We start from the raw sequence: 8552 nt of genomic DNA on the forward strand, positions 1-8552 counted from the left end.
CGCCGTTTGTAAAATTAAGTTAGAAAAATAAAAAAGCCATTTGTGATAGACTTTTGAATAACCACAAACAAAAGTAAAGGAACATCACAAATGACTTATAAACATCTTACCACACGTGAACTAACCCTCATAGCTAATTTTTGGCACCAAGGTACGAAGGCTTATCAAGCTGCTAAACTGCTTAAACGAAGCCAAGAAACTATTTACCGAGTCTATCGATTTCTTGATAGCGGTAAGACCATTGCACAGTATCTTAAGGCTTACCAACGGAATAAGCAGCGTTGTGGTCGTAAGCAGGCTCAGCTAGCCAAGGATGAGATCAGCTACATCAATGAGCAGGTTAAAGCGGGCTGGACACCTGATACGATCATTGGTCGAGCAGAACGGACAATTAGCTGTAGTATGCGGACACTTTATCGGATGTTTGCTCGTGGACAGTACAATTTTGCCGTCCAGCAATTACCGATGAAAGGCAAGCGACACCCCAATGGCTATGTCGAACGACGTGGTAAGGCGGGGCATCTCGGTCGGAGTATTTACCAGCGATACCATGATTTTCCTCACTACCAACACGAGTTTGGTCACTTTGAAGCTGATACTGTTCAAGGAAAAGCTCATCGTGGTGCGGTCATGACCTTGGTGGAACGTCAATCTAAGGTGATGATTGTGCTTAACGTTCATCGTAAAACTGATGAAGCAGTTAACTATCACTTGGATAAATGGCTTTCTAAAATACCTCGTCATTTCGTTAAGTCGATTACCTTTGATAATGGTAAGGAATTCGCGGGCTGGCGTGAGATTGCCAATAAACATGATCTTCATACTTATTTTGCGGAGGTTGGAGCGCCCAATCAACGCGGCCTGAATGAAAACAATAATGGTATCTTACGTCGTGACGGTCTCAGTAAACGATTAGACTTCCGTAATTTACCAGATGAACTAATCACCCAGCTGATGCACAAACGAAATACTATTCCACGGAAGTCACTTCACTACCGCACACCACTTGAAGTATTCCTAAGTCACGTCACAGATGAACAGCTTTCAACATTTTTCTAATTTAAATTGACATTTCGGGTCATATAAAGGCAGATGTAAATCTTTGAGAATATCACCTCTAGAAGTTGAAACGGTTGAATTTGTCACTATGTCTCCAATAATAGAACTATTTAATATTCCCATTAGATACATAGCGCTATCGCGGTCTTTAAATGATACGAAAAACAACTTATGATCAGGAATCACTATCTTGTTTTTAAGTCTAGAAACAGGTTCCTCCAAAAGTGCTGCATTGACCTTAGAACCTATTTCTGACCATGATACCTTATACGGACTAAACGTATAATTACCTACATTGTAGACAGACCAATAAGGCGCTCCTTTCATAAAGTTACGATAGGTTGATCGATTCCTTAAAATTGCCTCAAAGCGTTCAAAGTACGCCTTCATCTTAGGAAGTTTTTCCATTTGCTTTTGTGCGTCCTTATAATCCCTATCCTGTATTCCCTTGTTTGGAACAATAGCTACAATACTATCGTCAGAAACAAACTCACCTCGCTTGATATTCCTAGAACCTTTTGCCAAGGGATATATCATGTCCTGTTCTACCCAAGTTCGAAAAGCCGGGCCAATATTCACTCTACCTGCTGATGGTCCAGTTTCTATTTGAACTAAACCATTTCCTTGATTCAAAATACGTGGAAAGAATATACCGTTTAGATCAGTGGTAATTCCCTTCTTCCATGGTAAGTAGGTTGTCCCAATAGTTTATCAAAAATTGGTAACTGTTGCCTTGTTCCATATATCCACCTTGCTCTTGGTGAATCTTTAAGCGGCTTTGCAAAAAGGTCTCGAACATCGCGTGTCATTAATACGTCACTCAGCGCTGCATTATTTTTTACTACTTTTTTATTATCCACTGATACCCATTTCTTATATTCAACAGGGAAAGTAGGATCATTTGTGCCTTTTTTCAATGTAATTATCATTGGCTTATTCACTACATTTTCAAATGCAGAAATATTTTGTAGGTCCTCTATAATCTGAGGTATGAGATGATACTTACCAATTTTAAATTGTCTAAATCCAGATGATGAGTCATTCTGCAAATGAATTTGAGGAAGAAGAAAGCTTATAACACCATTATTTTTTAACCAACGATCAGCAACTGAAACAGTAACCAATGCGGAAATGTCCAGTTCATTTCCTCCGTAGCGCTTATGTTCAGAAAAAATATCATATAACTTAGCTGTATCTTTTACCCTCTCACGATATAATTCAGGTAAAGATGACCATCTAACCCAAGGTGGATTACCTACAATAATATCCATTTTAGGAAGTTCTATAGACCAGAAAAAATTTTGGATAATTTGGAACCAGATACCGTCCCAAGATTTTTTATGTAAATCTTGTACTTTATCAAAAGTATTATTTAATGTTTTAAAAAAACTTGCATCTTCATTAGTAAATAATGCTTGCAACGATGGTAAACAATCTTCGAACTTACCATTGTGATCTATAGCTGCATTTAAAATACTAAAAGTTTTAACTAACCTTTGACGGCTATCTACTAATGATTTAGGTAATTCTACGTGTAGATCTGCAACATTTGATCCAATTGTATATACATACTTGTCTGTACCTTGTTGCATTTCTGGGACATAGATCGCATCCGAAAGTAATACTGGGATTTCCACAGTTATACCAGGGCTATCAATAATAAGATCATATATAGCAAACAAGTAGTTAACACGTGCTATTTGAACTGCTAAGGGATTTAAATCAAACCCATAAACCTCACTTAGAATTTTTGATAATTGCTCTTGAGAACCAAGCCCCTTTCTTTGGTAGATTTCTTTCTTCTTGTAGATAGCTTGAAGCAAAAACGATCCCGATCCATTCGTTGGATCTAGTATTGTCTTATCTTCTAATGAACCAACCTTATTAAGCATGTACGATACAAGCCAATCAGGAGTATAAAATTCCCCAAGACTTTTCCGCAATTTATCAGGAACAAGTTTCTGATAAAAATCCTTTAATAAATCACCAGACCTCATTGCTTGGTAATTAGAAATATCATACAAAGATAAACGTAGGCAAATAGCCTTAACCTTTTCTGCCATATTTGATGGTTTGTTTGTAGACTCTGTGTACCAACTAAACAGAACTTCACTAACAAAATTATGTATGTTTGAACTTTCAAAGAAATTATCTAATTCTAGTTCACTTTTTAAAACAGTAAAAATATTTTTACTAGTTAGACCTATTGTTTCCGAAAACTTCGAGTAACTTGATATCGGTAATGTTGATATAAGTTCAGCCGCCAATAATTTAACAAGAAAAGAGTTATATGTGTTAATAGTAAATAGCACTTCCGATAATCCTGCATCTAGTGGGAAGCCGAGTTCCTTTAATACTACTTCACGTTTATTCTTAGGCATAGTCGATACTTGACCGTATAGATTCTTCCACTCATTAAAAAATAATTTTGTTTTGTTATTACCTTTCTGTTGAAGATCGGCGTTCAAAGCACTATACATACTAAGGATTACAGGCCCACCATACTTAGATAAAGGGCCAAAGTCATCAATTAAATTTGAACTAGTTAAAGGGACCCTCATTCCTTTATCAATGACTCTTAAAACATACTCAATATTATTAAAATTAACCGATAATAAATTTCCAGAATCTACCTTGTCATTTTCTACTGTTACTATTGATGTGCATTGACCATCAGTTACAACACCAATAAACGCAGACGTTGGCATATTACTTTTTTTAGATAGGCGATTAATATATTTAAAAATTCGTCCTTTTGTAGCTTCCTTAAATTTAGGAGATTCTTTTGAGTTCTTAAACATGCCTTTGTCCTTGAATTCAATCACAACATTACTAATTGTCATATCCCTATATTCTTGTTCTTCATGAATACTTTCACCTAAAACATCTGTAATTAAGTGATCCCAAGCTCTTCTTACATCAGCTTCACTAATAGCAGCATGTATTTTTTGCTCAAATTTATCATATTCTTCTTGAGTTAACTTCATCTATGACTTCCTCCTCATTCTCTTCAAATATCTATCAAAGGTTACCTCCAGATATCGTGTCCAACATCCTGCTTTCAGGCCTCATATTCTGGTCGTCATGAGACATAGTGGATTCGTTCTTCAAAGAATACCGTTTATCCCCATATCAAGGAGTAAACTATCAAGCTAAATATACATTGGCTACTGATTATCTAGGTTACCAGTAGCTAGAATTATCCCGACTAGTAACTCAGTACACGGATTCGTCAGCACACCCAATTAAAGTCCGCTATCAGTTCTCTTAGTATCTATTTGCTTCTCTTGAACTTCTTTATTTTCTTTTGCTAATCCGACCATAATTTTTCTGGTAGCCTTAAAATGGGTACTAGTAACTCGTCGATAAGTTTTAATTTCCGCAAGCGTTACTTTCAGACAAAATATTCTCACACGATTTTGTCTGAAACTAATACTTGTCCATATTAGTCACACGTAGTTACTCATAGCTATGTGCCTTTCAGAGGTACCAAATGTCCAAGTACTCTCCTCACGATCATAGTAATACTTGGTAATGCTGCAATATAGTATAGTTAAATATTACACAGCTTCATAATATCAACATTCATCACCCATTTCTCTGTCCATTCCAGCACCGTCATCCCCTCAGCGTTTCGCCACTTTCCAATCACTCGTCGCTATGCTCGCTCCAACACCGTCACCGACTCAACATGTGGCGTCCGACTCATACCAATCACACATTGCCTCAAACGCTGAGACAGTGCGGTTTGTCGCTGCTTTCTAAGGATTAATTTCTACAGCAATTTAACTAAGATGAGTGCTTGCTTATCATACCCAGTCTCACTATTTTAGCATTTCATTAGCTAACGGAAACTCAATGAACGCTACTATGTTATAGCGTACTTGGTGCCTGTCGAGTGCGTTATAACAATGGTTCAAGGGATCGATGCTATAATTTAGTTATTGAATACTACAAGGAGTGAAATAGCAATGAGTATGTTTAAACTAATCAGTAAATGGAACAATGCTTCAGAGACTTTTCGAGCTCAACAATACATTCTTAATTTAGCTAAGGAAGAAGATCTAGTGAAGATTGAAGAAGCCATCAAGCAACGTCGAGAAGAGTTAGCTAAAAAGGCGCCCCAAAAGTAGCGGAAATGCCACCCTATTGTCCACATTCTGCACATACTAAAAGACCGTCCCGTTAACTTTGGCCAGTTGCGGACGATCTTTTAGTAGCCTAAGTAGCTAAGCAGCTATCTTTAAGGCTACTTAGTTTTCTTTGAACATTGATATTCTAACCATCAGTGCCAAATACAGGTAACCTACCTTGATTTTTGCTACGTAATCTAAAAACAATCAGCAAAAATTACTACACACTCAATATGGCTCTTCTTTACCATCAGCTGCTAAATTAGCTTTTATAGTAGCATAGGTTTGTTTATTCTTTTCATTTACAGCTGTTGTATCCAAAATTAGCACTGCGTTAACAATATCATATATTTTTTCCGGATTATTATTGAAATCATTGGTGGTTATCAAAATGTTCTTTCTAGCCTTTGAGTTTGCTAATACTTTTCTAAATTTATCTCGTTCTGAAATATCACTTATCGCTGTTTGGACTGGATGAAAGATTGCAAAATCCTTATTGTCATTAAATCGAAAGTCCCTATTCTTTTTCCATTGTGTAAATTGAATATTTAAATCGGGTTCATTAACATCTCTCTCCCAATTCGATAGTGCCTGCCGGGTAACATTCAATTCCCCGGCTAGTTCTTCCTGTGTCATTCCCAATTGTGTTCGCAGATGACGTATTTGCTTTCCTGTTGTAATATTCGTCTGTTCCTGGTTCAAAATAGTTTCTCCTCTCTGATACTGATTTTATCAATGATATTTCGCAATAGCCAGCAATGAACGCTTGCATTGCGCAAGACGTTACATTATCTTCTGAAACATATAGCGCACCTTGTCCAGGCGGCTGTTTGGACGGCGGGGCTGGATGACTGGCTTGCCGACAGCGGCCTGATACCCTTTCAGTTCTGTAAGGCATACGCTCTGCCCGTTGGTGTAAAAGGCCAGATCAGTACGGTATGCCTGTATACAGCGGGCGGGAATCTCGCCAGTAAAGACAACTTCATCCTTTTTTACCTGGACCGTTTCGATGGTGGCACAGTATTTCGGTGCATCATGATAAGCCCTGGAAAGATATTCCCGGGGCGCATAGAGGGTGAAGGAGAGATAAGGTTCCAGCAGTTGCGTCCCTGATTCCTTCAATGCCTGTTCCAATACAATCGGGGCCAATGAGCGGAAGTCCGCCGGCGTGCTGACCGGACTGTAATAAAGCCCGTATTCAAAGCAAATCTTACAGTCCGTTACGTTCCAGCCGAACAAGCCCTGCTCCAGCCCGTAACGGATACCATCCCTGACAGCGTTTTGAAAACTCTGGTTCAAGTATCCCAGCGAAACCCGGCTCTCGTATTGTACACCGGAGCCAAGCGGGAGTGGTGTAACAGACAGTCCGATGGATGCCCAAAACGGGTTGGGCGGCACCTCGATATGGATGGTGTGGCTGGCTGCTTTGAGCGGCCGCTCCATATAAATGACGGTGGGTTCCTTTACCACTGTTTCAAGCTTGTATTTTTCCGACAGCAAAGCGGAAACAACCTCCAACTGCACCCGGCCCAAAAAAGAAAGAATGATCTCATGGGTGATGGAATCCACCTCGCAGCGCAAAAGCGGGTCAGTATCCGCAAGTTGCGTAAGAGCGTCCAGCAGCCGTTCTCTTTGCGCTGCCGTTTTCGGCGCAATCGACGTCCGCAGCATGGGGAGGGGGTCCTCACGCCACCTTTTACGAGGGAGCCGGGTTGGGTCCCCTAATACATCGTTTAACCTCACGCTGTCGCTGGGAAGGATAACAATTTCACCCGGATAAGCGGTGTCTGTCCGAACAATTTCCCCTTTGGATGGAATACGCATCTCTGTGATTTTCAGCTTTTCTCTCCCGGCCAGGGCCACCGTATCCCGCAGGCGCAGCGTTCCGCTGTATAGCCGTAGATAGACACGCCGCTGGCCGCAATCTGTATACTCCACCTTGAAAACGCTGCCGCATAGGGCGGCGCTCCCCTGTTCCCCAATCGGTTGGAACAGCCCTGTCACCGCATCCATCAACGGTTGAATGCCAAGGCCCTTTTTGGCGCTGCCATAATAGACCGGGAACAGGGAGGCGTCTTGAACCCGCCGCTGTTCCTCCCGCACAAGTTTTTCCCGGCTGATTGGTTCTCCTGCGATATACTTTTCCAATAATTTATCGTTATTTTCGATGACCGCATCCCATGCTTCTATGTCGGTATTTTCCTCCAGGACTATTTCCGGGGACAGCGACACCGTCTGCTTGATGATAATATCGGCGGAGAGCTTATCCCGAACAGACTGAACCACGCTCTGCAAATCAACGCCAGCCTGGTCGATCTTGTTGATAAAGATAACGGTGGGAATGTTCATTTTCCGCAGGGCATGGAACAGAATACGGGTCTGGGCCTGCACGCCATCTTTAGCGGAGATCACCAAGATGGCCCCATCTAAAACAGCCAAAGAGCGGTACACCTCCGCCAAAAAATCCATGTGGCCGGGCGTATCCACAATGTTGACTTTACATCTGTGCCACTGGAAGGAAGTGACTGCCGCTTGAATGGTAATCCCACGCTGCCGCTCCAAAAACATGGTGTCCGTCCTCGTTGTCCCTTTTTCGACGCTCCCCGGTTCTGAAATGGCTCCGCTGGCATATAGCAGGCTCTCCGTCAAGGTCGTCTTTCCAGCGTCTACATGGGCAAGAATTCCAATATTGATTATTTTCATGTGATTGTCCTCCCTTTACTGCCCCGAAGGGCATAAAAATCCCCAGCAGTAAAATACTTTTACCACTGGGGATGATAATTTGCGGACATACACATATACAGCATACACCTGTTTGTGAGTGCTGTTTTTGGGGATATGTCAAAATTGATAAGGCAAAAGTATTCTTTTGGGTACAAAAAACTAAGCCCCTACAAAAGGGACTATCATAATCCTTTGTTCCCACTATTTGATTATAGTTTTATTTAAGAATACCTTGCCGCATATTTTTTACTCCTTTTCTGGAATTGAATTATATCACATCAGTTTTAGGAAAACAAGTATCTAAAAGAAATTTTTCTTCCCCTTATATGTAACAATCATACCGGCTTCCTAACGTTCAGAATGGTTTCTACTGTCTGCTGCGGTGTTTGGTTGGAATTGTCCAGCCAAAAGCCGATCCGTGGTGTTGTCTGCATTTTACTAAATACAAATTCAATGTATACAGAAAGAAATATATAAGGAGTGGGAGGGATTCCGCCGTAGTCGGCATTGTAGGAAAATCCAAAAGTTTAGATTTTCTCAAAATGCTTATCTTTTGGTCTTTGGTTCGGAATAGTGTAGTGCTGGCGGTCTATCTATTGTTTTCGGTTGCTTGCTTCTTTACCGTACATGAGCATT

At 40.5% G+C, this 8552-nt stretch carries 6 protein-coding genes; 2 read left to right on the plus strand and 4 right to left on the minus strand.

Annotation, left to right across the window (positions count from 1 at the left end; genetic code table 11):
• Positions 1-90 precede the first annotated feature (90 nt).
• Positions 91-1059 (plus strand): IS30 family transposase, encoded by a 969-nt coding sequence (locus H5S41_RS02450; RefSeq protein WP_085720378.1) that lies wholly within the window; start codon positions 91-93, stop codon positions 1057-1059.
• Here the strand turns inward: H5S41_RS02450 and H5S41_RS02455 are convergent.
• Both H5S41_RS02455 and H5S41_RS02460 read right to left on the minus strand, forming a co-directional pair.
• Complete coding sequence (locus tag H5S41_RS02455) at positions 1045-1638, minus strand: hypothetical protein (RefSeq protein WP_182602154.1); 594 nt, start codon at positions 1636-1638, stop codon at positions 1045-1047. The two genes, H5S41_RS02450 and H5S41_RS02455, sit on opposite strands and share 15 nt — an antisense overlap.
• A gap of 77 nt (positions 1639-1715) precedes the next feature.
• Positions 1716-4046, minus strand: a complete 2331-nt coding sequence (locus H5S41_RS02460; protein WP_182602155.1) for an N-6 DNA methylase — start codon at positions 4044-4046, stop codon at positions 1716-1718.
• Positions 4047-5030: 984 nt separating this feature from the next.
• Between H5S41_RS02460 and H5S41_RS02465 the strand changes: the two genes are divergently transcribed.
• Entirely contained in the window at positions 5031-5192 is a 162-nt protein-coding gene (locus H5S41_RS02465; protein WP_179210807.1) for a hypothetical protein, read from the plus strand.
• Between the two features lie 228 nt (positions 5193-5420).
• Here the strand turns inward: H5S41_RS02465 and H5S41_RS11880 are convergent, their stop codons facing one another.
• Positions 5421-5894: a helix-turn-helix domain-containing protein gene (locus H5S41_RS11880; RefSeq protein ID WP_259395036.1), complete on the minus strand. Its 474-nt coding sequence runs from the start codon at positions 5892-5894 to the stop codon at positions 5421-5423.
• An 81-nt stretch (positions 5895-5975) separates the two neighbouring features.
• On the minus strand, positions 5976-7895 hold the full coding sequence (gene tet(W), locus H5S41_RS02475; protein WP_000691721.1) for a tetracycline resistance ribosomal protection protein Tet(W): 1920 nt from the start codon (positions 7893-7895) through the stop codon (positions 5976-5978).
• Positions 7896-8552: the final 657 nt, after the last annotated feature.

Origin of the sequence: Limosilactobacillus albertensis (genome assembly GCF_014145555.1) — a bacterium.
Lineage (GTDB): Bacteria > Bacillota > Bacilli > Lactobacillales > Lactobacillaceae > Limosilactobacillus > Limosilactobacillus albertensis.

Coding starts and splice junctions, on each gene's coding strand:
- H5S41_RS02450 (WP_085720378.1), top strand. CDS start 91: ATGACTTATAAACATCTTACCACACGTGAACTAACCCTCATAGCTAAT.
- H5S41_RS02460 (WP_182602155.1), bottom strand. CDS start 4,046: ATGAAGTTAACTCAAGAAGAATATGATAAATTTGAGCAAAAAATACAT.
- H5S41_RS02465 (WP_179210807.1), top strand. CDS start 5,031: ATGAGTATGTTTAAACTAATCAGTAAATGGAACAATGCTTCAGAGACT.